A 14,830-nucleotide genomic window follows, 5' to 3' on the forward strand; every position below is an offset into this window, starting at 1 on the left:
CAACCTCGAGGATCTCACCCGAGCGGACTGCCTGTCCGGCGCCGGAGACGTCGAGGTGTACCGGCTGACGTTCGACTCCCTGGCCATCAACGCAGCTGGCGAGCGTGAGACGATCGCGCTGCTGGAGCAACGCATAGACGCTCTGGTGGCAGGAGGATGACAGTGAGCTACGACGAACTGTCTGGCGCCCGATGGCGCAAGTCCAGCCGATCCGGTGGTGAGAACAACAGCTGCGTGGAGGTGGCCCTCGGGGCACCGAAAGTAGTAGGCATCCGGGACACGAAGGACCGAGAAGGCGGGACGATCATCCTGCCGCAGGGTTCCTTCGACGCCCTTCTCCGGTGCATCACCACGGAGTGATCAGCTGACGGGGGCCCCGGCGATGCGTGAACGCCGGGGCTCCTCTCCAGCCCCGGTCAGAGGCCGATGTCCTCGACCGTGAACAGCCGATGGTTCGACGTCGCGCCGTAGGCCACCGCACCGGTGCCTGTCGTCGTGTTCCGGACAGTTCCGACGATGGCCCACGTTCCCGTGGCCGTTGCCGTGAACGTTGCCTCGTTGCGGAACGGCTCGTTCGCGGCGTTGCTCACGTACCCCTTGTCGTTGATCCAGACCGCGGTACCGCTCGTGTCCACCACGTTCGTGAACTTCGCACGGATCGCGAAGAGCAGACCGGTCCCCGGCGGCCACGTCGCGCCGCTCACCGACGTCGACACCCCGCCCTGGTGCTTCACCCGGTACCGGCGCCCGGCGACGAGGGTTACGACGGCCGAGTCGACGACGGTCTCGGTCGTGTTGAACGAGCTCGACGAGGTCGCGTGAAGGTCGGCGAGCAGACCAGGCGCACGCTGCTCCAGGGTGTCGACCCGCACGTCAAGACTGCCGATGGCGTTGTTGATCTGGAGCATGTCCAAGTAGGACACCGGAGGCCAGCCGGCGGCCCAGTTGCGGAGCACGTAGTTGTAGAGGGTCAAGGTTCCTCCTAGGCCAGGATCGTCGTGGAGTCGAGTAAGGACAGGCCCGGATCGTCAAGAACCCAGGTGTTCGGGGTCGCGGCGAGTCGGAGGGTGAGGGTGTCGAGCGAGCCCTCAGGACCGTCGGTGCGGCGAATGCCGATGATTTGGCAGTAGTACCAGCCAGCGGCAGCCTCGACGATCACGAAGTCGCGCAGCTGCAACCGCGGGTCCGCGGTGATGGTGATCGAGTCGAGCAGCGGCAGAGGGGCCATGGTCTTCTGGAGCGTGACGTAAGCGATCCCGAACGTCAGGACGGAGTCCTGCCGCCAGGGCGAGTCCGGCAGTTCGAGGAGCGCGGTCCCGTGCGTGGGGTCGTTGGCCTGGTACAGCTGTCGTGTGGTCTTCTTGGTATCGAGGCCCCATCCACCGACGGTGAAGTTCGGTGCGGTAGCGCCTGATATTGCGCCGACGTAGACGGGTGCCCCCGATGTGCCGCTCGCTGTCGTGACGTTCAGGCTTCGCTGGTCGGGAGCGAATTCGACGGCTCCGATCCATCCGTCTGGCGCGCCGGTGCCGGGGCTGTCAGCGCGTACGGCGCTGGCCTGCGTACCGAAGAGGTTCGGAGTGGCAGGCGTGGCGGCGGCCGAAACGGATGTAAAGTCCTGATAAATTCCCGACACGTCGGAAAGAGGAATTGTGACAGTGTGAACGGATCCCACTTTTTCGTAAAACTGGCGCGCGTCGGGACTCTGCCAGACAATTTTCCGAATTTGCTGCGTCTGCGTCCACGAGGCCGAGAGCGCGTTCCGATACCTATCCCCTGACGGGCGAATTCGGACATTCTGAACCAAGTCCCGAGTGAGGCGCCTTTTGACATAGACGTCGAGCCCATAATAGACCGGGATCCAGGCAGCCTCGAAGTTCACGAAGTCGAGGCGGCCGAATTCGTTCGTGTGCAGGGTCCCCAGCTCGCCAGCGGCCACGTCCTTCAGAACTTCCCAGGCGCCGCGATTATTGACATCGGGAAGCCAGTTGAGCGAACTCTTGGTAGGAGTACTGAATTTCGGCTCCGGATCGCCCCTCAGGAACCAACCCGGATGCTTCTGGTTTGGGTCGTACGTAACAGTTGTTCCAGCATAGATTTGCAAGTGCTGACAGGGAACGTTTCCCCCAATTGCGAGAACCCGGTTCGCGGCGCCTCGCGGAGTCAGCGTCTTCTTGAAACCTCCTGTTGGGCCGCTTGAACTCGTCTGCGAAATGATGACATCGTCAACGTAGAGATCTACGGTGATTGCCGTTGGCGTAAACTTGACATGGGCGGCCAGGTAGTGCAGCCCCGCGGCGAGCGGAAGGTTATAGCGCCATGCTCGAATAGCACCAGCGTTCGGACTTCCGGAGACAAATGACTCTTGCACGTTAATGGCAGCACTGCCATTGTTATAGATATACAGCTGTATGGTTCCAGGGGGACCGAGCGAAACGTCGTCCAGGACCAGTGAAAGGTTTACCCCGTAGGTTCCGAAGGCCGTGGCGCCGCCATCGGACTTGATCCAAGCCGCCATTCCGACCGTTTTGTTGGGTTCGCTGCTACCGCGGTCCGGGACGTCGACGAGGGTCGGTGTCTGCGCCTGGCCACCTGAGTTGGTTCCGTAGTCGTTCCACGACGCGAACGTGTGGCCGACGCCGTACTTGAGCGGCTTCCAGGTGTTCTCGACGCTGATGTTGTGCGGCGAGGGATACGGACCTCCCATACGCCCGACCGAGGGCAGCCACGAGCCGTGGCACGTCCAGTATGCGACCGCGTCCGGACGCGGCATGGGACCGATCCCACGGCCGGCAGCGCGCATGCATTCCTGGTAGACCCACTCCGCGGAGATCGGGGTGTTCGCGGAGAAATCACCGTTGGCGTTGTATTGCGTGTCGTTGTCAGGGCCAGGCCCAACAGCCCACACGGGAAACGAGACGAGCGCACCGGCAAGGTCTTCGACGTCACCCGCGGTCAGGGTGACGGTCTGGTTTCCCTCGTCGAGCTCGGGCCACCGGATCCAGCCGGTGAACTGCCGGATCGTGCGCGGTCCGGCCGCGGTCGACACGACACGCGAATAGCGGATCGGCGTGCCGTTTACGGTCTTGCCGACGATCGGGCTGGCCGGGTTGTACTGGTCGAAGAACTGCACGGCGGTGAGGCCCTGCTCGGCGAGCGCCTGCGACCAGGCAGCTTGCGCGTCAGGGTCGCTGTAGCGCACCCCGCCCAACTCGACCGTGAGCGTCGAAGACGCGAAGCCCGACACGTCGTCGGCTTCCTCGGGAAGGTCGCCGGACAGTGGGCCCATGTCGTCGACGACCCTGGTCGTCAACCAGGACATGTCGGAGTACTTGTGATCGTAGAGACCGTTGCGGTTCCAGTCGATCTCGACGAGCGACTCGACGATCAGCTCGGACGTTTCGATCGCGGCCGCGAGGTCGGCGTCGTTGGGGAACTGCATCAGAGCTCCAGCAGTTCGAGGGTGAGGTCGCGCCGAGGAAGAACCTGGATCGTCTCGACGGGTGTCAGGATGGACATGGCGGCGCAGTGCTCGCCCTCGTACCAGGCAGCGCCGATCTCGGTGCCGTAGCGGAAGCACGACGGCGGGATGGTGAGGGAGCCCGTAGCGGGCTTGATGAGGTGCGGCCGGATCCACTGGGCGGTGGCCGGCGCGGTGGTGGTGAGATTCCCGCCGGTGGCGGAGACCGTCGATAGGAACGTCCCGGAGCGGTTGTAGAACGCGAGCGCGGACTTGTTCGCGGTCGAGGTGTGTCGAAAGCTGACGACCTGGCCGGGCGTGGTCGGCCAGCGGCCCCAGACCGGGTGAACCCAGGTGAGTTCGGCGTTCGCGGCCCCGTTGGCCCAGAGGATCGTGCTGTCGGCCTGCTGTGTGAGCGAGCCGGACGACACGGCCCACTGGCTCGCCGAGCCGCGGCCGACCGATTGCAGCGGGCGCTGGAAATTCTGGGTCGCCGGGTCGATCACGACGAACGGGCCCGGGCCGCCGATCCGGCGGGCGAGGTACTGAAACCAGCGCGCGTCCGCCTCGGCCAGTTCCGCCCACGACGCGGACCACGTTCGCGGGGTGTTCGGCCGGCCGGTCGTGCGGACGGCGCCGGACAGCATCTGGTGCTTGACCTGGTTGTCCTGTGTGGACAGACGGAGACCGCGGGCGGGGTTCCGCACGGTGCGGATGTCCCACGGGTACCCGAGTAGCACGGTCACCGCCTCTTGTTCAGCACGTTGCCGCGGTTCGCCGCGGCCGCGAGCACCTGTCCGTTCGCCGTGACCTGGATCGGGCGCTCGGCGACGGATGCCGCGAGAGACCGGATCTCGGCGAGCAGGCTGGTTGCCCGCTGCGCGAATTCTTGATCGCTGATGGAACTGGCCGCGGGCATCGCCGCACCGTCACCACCGCGGGCGGCGCTGCGCGGCCCGCCGACGGCGGCCATCTGCGGCGCCGGCGCGGACGCGGCGGCGGCCATGCCCGCCTGGTACGCGGCCGTCGGGCCGGCCGGGATGATGGTGCCGTCGGTCTTCGGGACGAAGAACTCTTCGCCGTCCTCACCGACCTTGTACAGGCTGTTGGCCGTGACGTCGCCGCCGCTGGCCCGGCCGGGGACGACGGTGCTGCCGGGCAGCAGCCCGGTTCCCTCGTTGCCGCGAATCACGGGTGCGGGCAGCGGGTTGTTGATGAAGTTGCGGATGTACCAGTCGTACCAGCGCCGGAGCTGTTCCTCGGCGGGTGAGGTGTTGACGTTGAAGTTGGTGTTGACCGGGTTCGGGATCGCCTTGAGCTTCCCGCCGTAGATGTCGGCCTGCCGCTGGGCGTTCTCCATACCGGGCTGGCCGATCACCGACATGACGTCTTCCGGCGTGAGTGCGTACTTGTCCAGCAGCGTCTGCATCTGCCCGGCCGAAAGCCCCATCGCGCCTGCGAGTTCGCGAAGGCGGCCGTCCTGGTCCGACACGACCTGGGAGGCCGCGGCCATCGCTTCGGGCACGCTCTTGCCCTGGCTGATCGCGAGGTCGTACGCCTGCTGCGCCGCGCCGGCCGTCGCCGAGGCGATGCCGTCGACCAGCGTCTTGAGCCGTGAACCGTTCGCGGTGAAGGTGTTCACGCTGCCGTCGGCGTTCAGCAGTTCCCGCCCGAAGCCGGCAGTCTTGTCGACGTTCTTGCCGAACAGGTCGGCGAGGTCGCGCATCTGGTCGTTGATCCGCTGGACGGCGGCCTCGTAGTCCGGGGACTGGCCGGACAGCTTCCGGAGGAAGTCGATCAGCGCGTCGCCGCGGCGTGACGCGTCGCCGGTCGAGTCTGCCATCGTCTTGATGTCGGCGCTCAGGTCCTTCGCGGCGCCCTTAGCGAGGCCCTGCTCGTAGGTCATCGACTTCGTACTGTCGGTCGTCTTGTTGACGTCGCCCCAGAGGATCCGCAGCTGCCCCTGGAGGGTCGAGGCCATGTCGGCGCCGTCGTCGGCCATCCCGGTCCAGTAGCCGATCTGGTGGCCGGCGTCGCCGACCGCGCCGACGACGTCGTACCACGCCGTCGACTGGCCACCGAGCGACGCGAGGATCTCGTCCTGCTTGCTCTTGTTGCCCTGGTACGCCGCGGTCAAGTCGTCGAGGCTGATGCCGAGTTCGGCGGCGACGTCGACGAGCTTGCGGTCCGAGTTGGCAGCGTCGATCGACGCGAGGTTCTTCTCTGCCAGCGCGCGCGTGTTCTCGCCGAGCACTCCGCCGGTCCGCTCCAGTTCGTCGCGGTAGCTGGCGACGCCGTCGCGGCCTTGCTTCACCGCGGCGTCGGCCTGCTGCTGCATCGACGACCACACCTGAAGCGCGACCACCGCGGCGCCCAGCGCCCGCGTCCACGGGCTGAACACCGTGTCCTTCATCGCGGTCACACCGGCGCCGAACCTGCCGCGCACGCCGTCGGCCTCCGCCATCGCGGACTTGACCTTGTCGACCTGGCCGGACACCCCGCCGAACGTGACCTTGTCGATCAGCTTCAGCGCGGCCACGACCGGCGTCACCGGGCCCGCGATCGAGCCCACCAGACCAGCAATCGGGCTCAGCGTGTTCACCGCGAAGCCCAACACCGACGAGAACCCCGAGATCAGCCCGGGCACGTAGGTCGACCCGAACTCGCCGAACGCACCGAGAGCACGCCGCCAGACCTGCTCGAGATGCTCGATCTCCGGGGCGCTGCCGTTCGCGACGTTCGCGATCAACGTCCCGAGCTCGCCGAGCGTGTCGCGGCCCATCCGCCCGACGACCGTGAGGATCCGCTCGTAAGCGCCCATCCCGGCGACCGAGTTGTCGAACAGATCACCGACGCCGCCTTCGATGTCGCGGATCAGCGACGCCAGACCGCGGCCGGCAGGCGCCGAGCGGGCCATGAACCCGACCCAGTCGTCGGTGAGCTCGACGGTCGAGTCGCCGATCGCGTCGAGCACCGGCCGGGCGTTGTCGAACGCCTCCCACAGGTTCGCCTGGAACGCCGGCGATTTTGCCAGGGCGGCGGCCTTGTCGGCGGTGTCGGACATCGCGTCGCCGGTGACGGTGATGCCGTGCGCGAGCACCGGCTCGATGTCACGGCCCGCCTCGACTAGCCGCGTGAAGCCGGGCAGGGTCGCGGTCTGCGTGGTGTTGCCGAGCCGGTCGGCGACGTCGCGCATACCGATCAGCGTCTCGACGAACTTGCGGCCTTCGGGGGTGAGCTTCGCGAGCTCGGCGGCGTAGGTGTTCGCCTTGCCGGCGGCGGCCGCGGTGCTGGCGTTCTGCTGCGCCTGCGTGTCGTTGAGGGCCTGCACCGCCCGCTCAACCTGCCGGGTCGCGTCCTCGGTCGAGCGGGCCGCCTGCTCGCGCGCGGTCTGCTCGGCGCGCTGGCTGTCTGCGACGCGGTCGTGCGCCTGCTGCTCGGCTTCCTTCGCCGCGACGACCTGGTCGGAACCCTCGACGCCCTTGCGGAGCGCGTCGGCGTAGGCGTTGACCGCCTCGGTGCCGTCCTTGCGGGTCTGCTGGAGCCGGTCCTCGGCCTCGACGACGTTCAGCGCGGCCCGACGGCCCTGCAGGGAGTCGGCGCCGTAGCGGGCGTTCGCCTCCTCCTGCGCCTGTTTGGCTTCCTCGACGGCGAGGGTGGCGTCTTCGGTGGCCAGCTTGTACGACCCGGCGCGGTCGGCGAGGTCGTCGAGCTGCCGGGCGGCGTCGGCGCGGGCAGCGGTGACGGCGCGGGTCGCGCGTTCGGCGTCCTGCTCGGCGCGCGCGGTGGCGCGCTCGGCATCCTCGACTTGGCGGGCGCCGTCGACGGCGGCCTCGCCGGCGCGGCGGCGGGCGTCACCGATCGCGGTCTGGGCGTTGCGGATGGCGATGGAGTTCGCTAGCGACTGCCCGGCCGATCCAGCGGCGGACGAGTCCGCGGTCTTCTGGTCCGCGCTGTACGCCTTGACGGCCTTAGACAGCGATGCGACGAGCCCGGCTGTGATGCCAGCGGCGGTTGCGACGCCGAGCAGCGCCGGGCCGGCACCGGCTGTTGCGCCCATCGCGACGGTGAGGGCGGCGCCGATCCCCGCTGAGATGAGGCCGGCCTTGACCGCGGCGCCCATGACGGCCCCGGCGCGGAACGCCGACCCGGTGTCGGGGTCCACGCCGACGGTGAGGTTCCGGCGGCGCGCGGTCAGTGCCTCGATCGTGGCCTCGGCCTTGCTGATCTCGGCCTCGACGTCGATGCCGACTTCGCCGCGGCGGCTCTCGAATTCGCGGATCCGGGCCTGCGCGCGGGAGATGTCGGCGTCGATCTGCGCGACGGTCGATTTCTCGCCGAAGGTGGCGAGGGTGGCGCGGGCGCGGGCGACGGCGCGGTCGAGTGGCGACGAGTCGCCGTCGATCTTCGTGGTCGCGCGTTTACGGTCGAGTTCGTCGCTGTCCCGACGGACCTTTTTGGACGTGGCGAAGTAGTCCGATGCGTCGCCGGTGAAGAGGGCGACGAGCTTTCCGACGTTCAGGGCCACACCCGGAACGATCGGCCCGGGGTGTCACTCAGCGGCGATGGACGCCGAGGTCCCGGTCGAGGTCGTCCACTTCGTCATCCGGCTGCTCCGCGGCAGACATCGCGAGCGACAGTCGGGTGAGCGCCTTCGCAGACAGGCCGGTGAGGCGGACCGTGAACCAGCGCCACGACCGTCCATTAAGGACGTCCGGGTCAGACAGCTCGACGCCGTACTCGCGGTGGAAGTCGCCTTCGATCAGCGCCCAGCGGTCGAAGTAGTCGGCCCAGGTGTGTTGCGGGGCTTGCGCTTGCGCGGCTTCCTCTTCGTCGATCCACTCCGGGATGTCGTCCGCGCTGTCGACGTACCCGAAGCCTCGGCCGGGGGGCGGTTCGGATCCGCCTCCTTGCCGAACGTCCACACGCGACGCGCGACGGCCTCGCCGTTGAGGTGCCAAGCGAGCAACGTCGCGCCGACGTGAAGGACCGTCTCGTACTCGACGTTGTCCGCGATCAGCCGCTCGCGCATCTCGTCGCCGAGCAGGCCAAGGTAGATCTCGGTCTCGTCGTAGTCCGCCATGCGCTCGAGGAACTCGGCGGACGGCGCCGCGGCGGGTTCGCCGGCGAGGCGGGCCTTGACGATCCGCTCGGCCTCGGCCCGTAGTGCCTGAACCTGGAGCGCGCGGCCGAAAGGGAGCTTGCTGAAGAACGTGTACTCGGTGCCGTTGATCGGCAGGGTCAGGCCCTCGTCGGTGGTGTCGGCCTGGAAACTGGACAGGTCAGGGAAGGTGGTCACGGTCCGGGTGTCCTTACGGCGTGTAGGTGAACGGGGACAGCAGGCCCGAGCCGGTGAGGTCGCAGTTGAACGGCTCCATGTTCTTGACCTCGCCGCCGGCGCCCTTCCAGTTCGACGTGGCGAGACCGCTGTAGCCCTTGCTGTTGTCGGTCCGGTAGATGCGGACGGACACCTTGGCGTCCGGGCCGGTGAGGAGACCCTTGGCCTTCAGCCACGCCTGGCCGGGGTCGTCGACCTGGGCGTTCACCGGGCCGGTGAAGCCGTCGAACCCCTCGATCGAGAGGGCCCACTTGCGGAACGTGGTGTCGTTGTCCTCCCAGCCCTCGGAGTCGAAGTCGGTCGTGTCGACTTCGTTCGCGTCGATGGTGAGGCCGAGCTTGGTCAGGCCCTTGACCTTGACCCAGGTCGGGGAAACGTCGGTGCCGGTGTTGACCTCGCAGGTCCACAGGCGCGACAGCCGTTTGAAAATGCTCGCCACGGGGGTTTACCTCCTGATCGGTGTTTCGAGCTGGAACGAGACCGACCAGCGGGGACGGCCACGCGCGTCCGGGTCGAGCGGGACCGGCGTCGACGAGGCCGCGTCGCACGTGAGCACGTCGACTTCGTCCACAGTGGATTCCGCCCACCGGGTGTTGAACGTGCCGTCGAGCGCGCGGCGAAGCGCGTCGATGGCCTCGGCGCCCGGCCGAGCCTTCGGCCCGTCGACCGCAGTGCGGTACACCGCCTGGACTTCCGGCGTCTCGTAGTCGATCGTCGGATCGGACCTTGGGAAGCTCGGCAGGGTGTAGACCGCCCAGCAGACGTCGGGCTTGTCGGGCATGCCGTTGCCGTCGCCGAGGAACACCGGCGCACCCGTGCCGGCACCGTCGTAGGTGCCGAAGTCGAGTTCGGCGATGTGCCGGGCGAGGGCAGCAGCGATCACCCCGTGACCATCGGTCCGGGGTGTCACCGCGCGCGGCTATCCGCCCATCGCCTCGCGCACCGCGGACGCGATGTGCTCTTGGTACCGCTCGGCGTTCGCGCGCATCGGGTCGCCGAGGTAGCCGGCCTTCTTGCCGTCCTGGTGCTTCCAGTCGCGGTTTTCGTGCTGGGCCGCGGCGTACGGTTTGTCGTAGGAGACGGCGCCCTCCCAGCCTTCCGACATCTCCACCTGAGACACCTTCGCCGAGCGGGAAAGGTCGCCTTGGTCGTAGGGCACTTCGTCCTGCGACGTCGACTTCAGGTCTTCCATGGCTTCCTTGCCGCCCCGGGCGAACGCGGCCATGAACTCGGCCTCGGCGGCGTCGAGCCCGTCGAGGCTCACGAGACGTACACCTCGTGGTGCATGACGCTCCCGTCGAACCACGTCGCGCTGTCGACCTTCTCGACGCGGCGCCAATCCGGCTCCGCCGCGGCCTTGGCCAGCCGGTCACCAACGTGGGGATCCGCGGCGGCCTCGAGGTAGATCACGCCGGAGAGGGTGACGACGCGGCCCTCGGCGTTCTGGATCTGGCTGGTGGTGTTCTCCCACCGGCCGAACCGCGCCACGGCGTCGGCGTGCTGCTCCCCGTCCGCGCCGTCGCCCAGCGTCTTGCGGTGGAGGACCGAGTCCGGGGTCGGGATGATCCCGCCCAGCAAGCTCACCACGTGCGCACGCTCCCCCCGATGAGGCCGGCCGACTGGAGCGCGTCGACGGCGTCGAGCGGGACGCGGGTGGCGTTCTCGCCGATGCGCGCACCGCCGCCGGATCCGGACCGGCCGGCGGTCGAGGCGGACAGCGTCTTGGTGGAGATGCTGCCGCCGTCGGCGAGGATCGGCGCGAGCCCCCCGAGCCCAGCCTCGACGGCCTCAGCCTTGCGCCGGGCCTTGATGGTCTCGGCGACCGCGGCGATCATGTCGGCGCGGACGCCGTCGTCGAAGGCTCTGCCGGTCTCCGAGTCGACGGTCGGCCACCGGATGATGACGCGCTCGAGCGCGCGCACCGCCTTGGTGATGGCCAGTTCGAGCGCGGGCTCGGTCATGTCGGCGGGGATGCCGCTGTCGGGGTAGGCACGGACTTCGGCGGTGGTGGCCCAGATGAGGTCGGTCACGTCAGGTTCCGATCGGTCGTACAGCGGGGGTGGTCTGCCACGCTGCGCCGTCGTAGCGGCGCGGTGGCGGGGTGTCGGTCCAGGCCGAGCCGGTCCAGAGCTTCACCCCGGACGCGGGCGGCCCGACCGGCGTGGCCATGAGCGCGGCGCGCTCGGTGGCGTCCGGGACGTGCGTGAGGAACCGGAGCTCGGACAGCCGCGAGGTCGTGTCGCTGGTCTCGAGGAGGTTGATCGCCTCGGCCGCGGTCGACAGCGCCGTTTCTGCCGCGAACGAGCTGTGCCCGTTGGGCGGCCCCGGCGTGGTGAGGACGTTGTCGCGGTAGAGATCGATCGAGCCGGTCGTGTGGTCGTACGCGAGTAGGTACCAGTGCTGTTCGGTGCCGGGCGGGTCGGCCTGCGGGCGGGAGGCGAGGTTCTGCGAGGAGTCGCGAACCTGCCCGGCCATGAACCCGCTCAGCAGCAGCACGCCGAACGTGCCGGTTCCGTCGCCGGCCACGTCGACCTGGCAGCGGACCCACCACGTGGTGCCCGCGCCGTATGCCCAGAAGCACACGGCGCGGGTGTTGCTGGCCTGAAGCGCGGCGAGCACGCCGCTCGGTAAGGTGGGCATCGCCGCGCCGGTCTTGCCCAGCGCGGGCCCGAACCGGCCGCCGGTCGTCTGGACGCCGGCCGAGCCGGATAGGTTCAGATCGAAGCCGCCCGGTCCGAAGTCCTTGGCGACGTTTCCGGTCTGCGCGAAGTTGTACGCGGCGATGACGGTCACGACGATGCCGGAATCCAGACGTCGCCGAGCACGGCGTCAGTCGGTGCGTTCGATGCGGCCGACCCTCCGATGTAGATGGTGACGCGCGACGAGCTGCCGCGGGCGGGCCAGCCGGACGCGTACTTGAGGTACCGCGGCGCGTCGGCGACAGCAGCCGCCGCTGCGCCGGCCGCGTCGTACCGCGCGTCGCCCTCGGCTTGCGTGAGGTACTGCGGGTGCGGGTCCGCCGCGTTGGCGTGCGCAGTGACCGCGGCCGCGGCCGTACCGGTCGCTTCCTTGCCGTCGAGCGCGGCCTGTGTCGCCGTGCTGACGGGCTTGTCGGCGTCCGCGGTGTTGCTCACCTGGCCGAGTCCAACGTCCGCCTTGGACAGCGCCACAGCGCCGATGCGGCCGGCGACGGACTGGACGGGCGACGCCGGGTAGGTGTGCTCTCGCCACGAGGCAAGGCTCGTCGCCGGTTCGGCGATCAGTTGCCAGTCGGTGCCGAGATCGGTGCGGGTGCACCAGTCGCCGCGCTGCCCGGCGAGTGCGAGCATCGCGGCCTGCGACGCGACCGCGCCGAGAAAGTCGGCGATCGCGATTGCCGGGATTGCCGCCTGCGGCACGGTTCCCGTGAGGTCCGAATAGGACACGGGGATCGTTGGCTTGCCGGTGAGGCTGGCGTAGGTGCCCGCGGTCGCGACGGGCGCGAGGCTGGCCGTGTTCGCTTTCGTGGCGAGCCCGGCAGACAGCTGCGCGGGTGTGGCGTACACGTCGGTCAGGGTGACCGCGCCTGTGCGGCCGTCGACGGACTGCACCGCTCCCCCGCCGCCGGATCCGCCGGCGACCTCGACGTTCCCAGTCTCGTCCGGGAGGACACCGTTAACGGTGCGGACGTAGCGCGCCCAGCCGCCCGACGGCGCCACCGGTGCATGCGTGGCGAGGTCGAGGTCGTCGAGCCCGTCCGGGACTTCCATCGGGAACGCCCACGCGCGGCCGTCGGCGAGCGTCACGGTCACCTGGTACACCCACCCGGCCGGCTGGACGCTCGGCGAGTTCGTGACCGGGATGGCCTTGGAGATGGCGCCGTCGACGATGGGCGCCGTGATCGTCGCGGGCGGGACAACGGTCTCGTCCACGACGAACCACGGCGCGCCGATCGGCGCGAACGTCGCCGTGCCCGTGACGCCGGTGGCCTCGTCGAGCGGCACGACGGTGCCGACGACGGTCCGTTTCGGCCATGACACGGGCAGCGGCATCGGTCAGTCCTCCAGCGCGTCGCGCGCGGCCTGGACCAGCTCGGCGCCGGTCGGCGCGGGCTTCGGCTGCTTCGGCGCGTTGTCCGGCACGGACCACACGGCCGCGATGGTCGCGAGAGCTGTGATGGTGGCCTGCCACTGCGGCGACAGGCCGGGCGCGATCGCGGCGACCCCGCCAACGCCGAGGATGGCGCCGGCGAGACCCGCGAGAGCCTTGCGGCCGCGGGCGGCCAGGTAGGCGAGCTTCTGCATGAGGGGAGGAACCTCCGGTCAGCCGACGACGTCGATCTCGAACGGGTCGGTCGAGCTGTAGACCACATCGGCCCACAACGCGCCGGGCAGCTCGTAGCGGCGGTGGCCGTCGAGCCGCGAGTTGTAGCCCGGGACGACGTTCGGGTTGTGGCCGATGCCAACGGGGTCCTTACCGGGCATGCTGGCCCAGGCGAACATGTCGCCCACCCACATCGGTTTGGCGGCGGTCTTGGCGCCCGGGGCCAGCCGCGGGCGGACGATCACCGCGGCGCCAGGTGTGCCGGGCAGGAACACCCGCACGGTGTTCTGTTCGGCGTTGGGCGGGGTGACGGTGATGCGTTCCATGAGGTCGACTCCAGTCGTCGAGGTGGTCGGGGTAGATCCGCCGCCGTTTCGGGCGCCGGCCGTGAACGGGTGCAGGACGAGGAGCCGGTCGGTCTCGATGCCGCCGACGAGCGGCTGGAGCGTGTTGTCCTGCCAGGCGTGAACGAAGCTGCGGACGGCGGAGCGGGAACCGCACTGGACGAAGTAGTCGACGTGCCCGAGAGCGGCGTCCATCGCGTCCGAGAAGCCGTAGGCGCCGACGCGCTCGCGGCCGAGGATCGACACCGCGCCGTCCAGGTACGCCTGCCAGACGTCGGCCGTGATGGTGCGTCGGTTCTTGCTGACGAACCAGCGGTCGCAGCAGAACAGGATCACGCCGTCGAACCCGAGGAAGTCAGCGCCGGCTTGCGCGCGGCGTGCGTACGCCTGGCCTTGGGCGAATCCGCCGAGCGGGTCGTCGACGTCGACTTCGAAGAACATCGCGTCCATCGCGAGGCCGCCGGCGAGGAGGCCGTCGTACTCGGCTTCGCTCGTGTGCTTGCGGCCGAGCCGGTCGGGCGCGTCGAGGTAGCGGATGGCGCCGGACGCGGTTTCGCCGTCCGGGCCGATCTTGGTTCGCTTGATGACGTCGGCCGTGAGCTTCGCCGCGGAGTAGTCAATCCACCAGGTGGCCATGCCCGCTACCGTGCGGGCAGGGTGTCACCCTGCTTCGTACAGCGGGGGCGGGTCAGCGATGTCCGCGCCCATGTCGCGCAGCGTCTCGACGACCTGCCGATCCCAGCGCAGGTGCGCGGACACGCGGACCTCCTGCGCGTGCTGTGCCTGCCAGAGGCGACGGGTCTCGGCCTGGAGCTCGGTCACCTGGTCGGCGAGTTCAGCGCTGGTCGCGGTGGTCGCGTTCAGCAGGGCCGTCGTGCCATCGACCTTGAGCTTGCGGGCCTCGGGCCGCGACTTGATCAGCAGCACCACGGCCGTGATCAGGCTGGCCACGGCCACGACCAGGCCGGTGCCGAGAGCCCAGCCGTTCACGAGACGACAGCCTTCCTCGCGGTGTACAGCGCCCGTGAGATCTGCCAGGTCCGCCACAGGGAGGCGCCGGCGAGCGCGAGCAGCATCAGGCCGAAGGCCAGCGCACGGGCGCGGCTGTTCCCGAACGCCCAGACGGCGTAGCAGCTGCACACGCCGAACATCGCGACCAGGCCGGCCCGCTCGGTGAGCACGCCGAGCGCGGTGTGTGCGCGGGCCACGCCCGTGAGGGTCACGACGCAGGCGATCAGGGCGAGCCCGAAGAAGATCCGGCCCCAGGGGCCGGGAAAGTCGCGGATCGTCGTCGTCGCGACGGTCCCGAACGCGGCCAGGCCGGCCGCGCAGTAGATGCCGAACGCGAGGGTCATCAGCACTTCAAACGGGGAGCGCTGCGCGGGT

17 protein-coding genes are annotated in these 14,830 nt (G+C 69.1%); 1 reads left to right on the forward strand and 16 read right to left on the reverse strand.

Going from position 1 to position 14,830, the window contains the following annotated elements; translation table 11 throughout:
* Nucleotides 1-156 precede the first annotated feature (156 nt).
* Nucleotides 157-360 (forward strand): DUF397 domain-containing protein, encoded by a 204-nt coding sequence (locus tag VA596_RS49820; protein ID WP_323337839.1) that lies wholly within the window; start codon nt 157-159, stop codon nt 358-360.
* Nucleotides 361-416: 56 nt separating this feature from the next.
* On the opposite strand, the gene VA596_RS49825 is transcribed toward VA596_RS49820, so the two are convergent.
* From VA596_RS49825 to VA596_RS49900, 16 genes are all read right to left on the reverse strand, one after another.
* A complete protein-coding gene (locus tag VA596_RS49825; RefSeq protein ID WP_323337840.1) occupies nt 417-974 on the reverse strand; it encodes a hypothetical protein in 558 nt (185 codons plus the stop codon).
* A gap of 8 nt (nt 975-982) precedes the next feature.
* On the reverse strand, nt 983-3,442 hold the full coding sequence (locus VA596_RS49830) for a hypothetical protein (protein ID WP_323337841.1): 2,460 nt from the start codon (nt 3,440-3,442) through the stop codon (nt 983-985).
* Complete coding sequence (locus VA596_RS49835; protein ID WP_323337842.1) at nt 3,442-4,206, reverse strand: hypothetical protein; 765 nt, start codon at nt 4,204-4,206, stop codon at nt 3,442-3,444. Before VA596_RS49835 ends, VA596_RS49830 begins: the two co-directional genes overlap by 1 nt.
* Nucleotides 4,203-7,988, reverse strand: a complete 3,786-nt coding sequence (locus VA596_RS49840) for a hypothetical protein (RefSeq protein ID WP_323337843.1) — start codon at nt 7,986-7,988, stop codon at nt 4,203-4,205. Before VA596_RS49840 ends, VA596_RS49835 begins: the two co-directional genes overlap by 4 nt.
* 234 nt (nt 7,989-8,222) lie before the next feature.
* Nucleotides 8,223-8,759: a DUF7426 family protein gene (locus VA596_RS49845; protein ID WP_323337844.1), complete on the reverse strand. Its 537-nt coding sequence runs from the start codon at nt 8,757-8,759 to the stop codon at nt 8,223-8,225.
* 13 nt (nt 8,760-8,772) lie between these two features.
* Nucleotides 8,773-9,237: a phage tail tube protein gene (locus VA596_RS49850; protein WP_323337845.1), complete on the reverse strand. Its 465-nt coding sequence runs from the start codon at nt 9,235-9,237 to the stop codon at nt 8,773-8,775.
* A 6-nt stretch (nt 9,238-9,243) separates the two neighbouring features.
* Nucleotides 9,244-9,681, reverse strand: a complete 438-nt coding sequence (locus VA596_RS49855; RefSeq protein ID WP_323337846.1) for a minor capsid protein — start codon at nt 9,679-9,681, stop codon at nt 9,244-9,246.
* Between the two features lie 36 nt (nt 9,682-9,717).
* On the reverse strand, nt 9,718-10,062 hold the full coding sequence (locus VA596_RS49860; RefSeq protein WP_323337847.1) for a minor capsid protein: 345 nt from the start codon (nt 10,060-10,062) through the stop codon (nt 9,718-9,720).
* Complete coding sequence (locus tag VA596_RS49865) at nt 10,059-10,385, reverse strand: hypothetical protein (protein ID WP_323337848.1); 327 nt, start codon at nt 10,383-10,385, stop codon at nt 10,059-10,061. The genes VA596_RS49860 and VA596_RS49865 overlap by 4 nt, the downstream gene beginning before the upstream one ends.
* Nucleotides 10,379-10,828 carry a hypothetical protein gene (locus VA596_RS49870; RefSeq protein ID WP_323337849.1) on the reverse strand — a complete coding sequence of 150 codons (450 nt, stop codon included), beginning with the start codon at nt 10,826-10,828 and terminating at the stop codon, nt 10,379-10,381. Before VA596_RS49870 ends, VA596_RS49865 begins: the two co-directional genes overlap by 7 nt.
* Before the next feature lies 1 nt (nt 10,829).
* Nucleotides 10,830-11,591: a hypothetical protein gene (locus tag VA596_RS49875; RefSeq protein ID WP_323337850.1), complete on the reverse strand. Its 762-nt coding sequence runs from the start codon at nt 11,589-11,591 to the stop codon at nt 10,830-10,832.
* Nucleotides 11,588-12,829 carry a hypothetical protein gene (locus tag VA596_RS49880; RefSeq protein ID WP_323337851.1) on the reverse strand — a complete coding sequence of 414 codons (1,242 nt, stop codon included), beginning with the start codon at nt 12,827-12,829 and terminating at the stop codon, nt 11,588-11,590. Before VA596_RS49880 ends, VA596_RS49875 begins: the two co-directional genes overlap by 4 nt.
* A 3-nt stretch (nt 12,830-12,832) precedes the next feature.
* Nucleotides 12,833-13,081: a hypothetical protein gene (locus VA596_RS49885; protein ID WP_323337852.1), complete on the reverse strand. Its 249-nt coding sequence runs from the start codon at nt 13,079-13,081 to the stop codon at nt 12,833-12,835.
* A gap of 18 nt (nt 13,082-13,099) precedes the next feature.
* A complete protein-coding gene (locus tag VA596_RS49890) occupies nt 13,100-14,080 on the reverse strand; it encodes a glycoside hydrolase domain-containing protein (protein ID WP_323337853.1) in 981 nt (326 codons plus the stop codon).
* Nucleotides 14,081-14,104: 24 nt separating this feature from the next.
* Nucleotides 14,105-14,434 carry a hypothetical protein gene (locus VA596_RS49895; protein ID WP_323337854.1) on the reverse strand — a complete coding sequence of 110 codons (330 nt, stop codon included), beginning with the start codon at nt 14,432-14,434 and terminating at the stop codon, nt 14,105-14,107.
* On the reverse strand, nt 14,431-14,799 hold the full coding sequence (locus VA596_RS49900; RefSeq protein WP_323337855.1) for a hypothetical protein: 369 nt from the start codon (nt 14,797-14,799) through the stop codon (nt 14,431-14,433). The genes VA596_RS49895 and VA596_RS49900 overlap by 4 nt, the downstream gene beginning before the upstream one ends.
* Nucleotides 14,800-14,830 lie beyond the last annotated feature (31 nt).

The organism is Amycolatopsis heterodermiae (assembly GCF_034929455.1).
Classification (GTDB): Bacteria; Actinomycetota; Actinomycetes; order Mycobacteriales; family Pseudonocardiaceae; genus Amycolatopsis; species Amycolatopsis heterodermiae.

Bases quoted from the DNA above. Each gene is read 5' to 3' on its own strand.
- VA596_RS49820 (WP_323337839.1), top strand. From the start codon at position 157: ATGACAGTGAGCTACGACGAACTGTCTGGCGCCCGATGGCGCAAGTCC.
- VA596_RS49830 (WP_323337841.1), bottom strand. From the start codon at position 3,442: ATGCAGTTCCCCAACGACGCCGACCTCGCGGCCGCGATCGAAACGTCC.
- VA596_RS49880 (WP_323337851.1), bottom strand. From the start codon at position 12,829: ATGCCGCTGCCCGTGTCATGGCCGAAACGGACCGTCGTCGGCACCGTC.
- VA596_RS49885 (WP_323337852.1), bottom strand. From the start codon at position 13,081: ATGCAGAAGCTCGCCTACCTGGCCGCCCGCGGCCGCAAGGCTCTCGCG.
- VA596_RS49890 (WP_323337853.1), bottom strand. From the start codon at position 14,080: ATGGCCACCTGGTGGATTGACTACTCCGCGGCGAAGCTCACGGCCGAC.
- VA596_RS49900 (WP_323337855.1), bottom strand. From the start codon at position 14,799: ATGACCCTCGCGTTCGGCATCTACTGCGCGGCCGGCCTGGCCGCGTTC.